Below are 1,902 nucleotides of genomic sequence, written 5' to 3' on the forward strand. Positions count from 1 at the left end.
AGTTACTAGGTGAACAACAAATCGTTGACTATTTAGATTATTGCTTAAATCAAAAGAAATTATGCAGAGGAACCGTAGCAAGAGAGTGGCTTTGCCCCTCTCAATGACCCCCGGGGGTTTTAAAATTTTCCAGAGACAAGTTTCTGTTTAGCATAGATTTTGTTTCTATTTTTTGTTAAAAAGCCATATTTCTGCAGCTTTTTATTGATGTTATGATAAAATAATAGATGCATCAAGCCAAAATCCTTTTAATTTTCAATTAATCCAACTGCTGTTTAAAATGTACCCTATAGAGTAGACAGTTAAAAAAACTCTACTCTATAGGGTACATTTTATTGTTTTATTCCAATTAGGATGCTTTTTATATTGAGTATTTATTATTTCTTCTCTAATCGCTTCATCTACTTTACATTCCTTAAGCATTATATTTATTTCCATATTTTCTTAGTGTTTTTATTGTTGTTTTTTAAAAACCTTTTGGGAATATCCACAGTAAATTCACTATATTTAAATTTACAATAAGTTAATAAGTAAAACTCTGGAATTGCCATTACTAAAATATATTGTAAGACTACACAAATTATCAAGAAAAAGCATGAAGATAAAATTTCATATCCATTACTTTGAATACTTCTAAAGAAAGCTATAACTATTAAAACTATTGGGAAAATAGCGATTGCTCCAATATTTCTTTTACTTTTACAAAAATCATACAAGTACTTTCCTTCTTTTCTAAATTCACCATTATTTAATCTTTTAAATCCTCTAATTGTTAATATAATTGATAGTAAAATTCCAATGCCAATTAGTGCATATGCATAATAGGCAATAGGCTTAGTATATCCTTTTGTTTCAACTGTAGCAGAAAGAAATAAATATGAATCAATAGATAGCTTTGTAGCTACAATAGATGTCCATAAACTTAAAAACTTTTGATATTTATAGCTATTTTTTATGCTAAAGAAAAATATCATTACTAATATTTGAATTATATAAAACACTGTTGCTACTATTCCTATGGTATGACATAGTGTATTATTCAATTGTATATTGTTAAATATACCCATTAATACACTTCCTAAGATAATAGCTCCATACAAATTACTTGCTATTAACCATCCTGCCATAGCATCTGGTCTTAATCTATCTAAGGCATTAATATATAGTTGATATAAATCAGACTTCCCCATTTTCACCCCCTTATTACAATTTATTCCACATCATTGTATTAAAAGTAAATATTAACATATTTATACATATTAATCAATTATAATTACTTCTAAATTATTTTTTTGATAACAAACTAACAAATTCATCAGTATACTTTGAAACAAATTGTACTACTTCATCCTAGTACTTTCCTATAAACTTAACTAATCCTGCCTTGATTCTCTTACAAATGATATTCCTACTATTAATAAGAACATACATGCAAGGGTAACTCCTTTTTCTAAAAGAGATAACTCTTCTCCAGTCATCATGTTTACACCAGTGAGAACTTCTACAACATCTCTTATATCTCCAACTACTTGTATGCATGAAACTGCCATATCTAATATAGAATTAGTTACATTATAAACAGTATCATTTGGTGCTACCCATTCAAAGAAGCTATCCACTCCACCTCTCCAAGTTTCTACCCATTTTGAAAAATCATTTCACTAGAAGACACCTCAAAAATCATACCACCTAAATATCCTCCCCCTGCAACTATACCAATAAGTGCTTATGCTATAACATTAATCACAGATGCTAAAACAAGAACCACTGATTTTATTTATTTTTCAATTTACACATCATTTTTATATCTCTGAATTCTTTTATAAATAAATATCCACCAGCTAAGCTGGTGGTTTTTCATGAGCCCTATAAGGGCAAATTACTAGCTTGCGTCTTAAGACG

2 protein-coding genes are annotated in these 1,902 nt (G+C 28.5%); both read right to left on the reverse strand.

The annotated features are described in order from the left end of the window. Positions 1-428 precede the first annotated feature (428 nt). Entirely contained in the window at positions 429-1,190 is a 762-nt protein-coding gene (locus I2E98_RS15735; RefSeq protein WP_195469806.1) for a hypothetical protein, read from the reverse strand. A gap of 183 nt (positions 1,191-1,373) precedes the next feature. Next, the gene (locus I2E98_RS15740; protein ID WP_195469807.1) at positions 1,374-1,619 is read right to left on the reverse strand and encodes a pre-toxin TG domain-containing protein; all 246 of its coding nucleotides are present in this window, start codon (positions 1,617-1,619) and stop codon (positions 1,374-1,376) included. Positions 1,620-1,902 lie beyond the last annotated feature (283 nt).

Origin of the sequence: Clostridium sp. D43t1_170807_H7, from assembly GCF_015555905.1 — a bacterium.
Lineage (GTDB): Bacteria > Bacillota > Clostridia > Clostridiales > Clostridiaceae > Clostridium.

Excerpts from the sequence above, each read along its gene's own strand:
- I2E98_RS15735 (WP_195469806.1), bottom strand. The coding sequence starts at position 1,190 with ATGGGGAAGTCTGATTTATATCAACTATATATTAATGCCTTAGATAGA.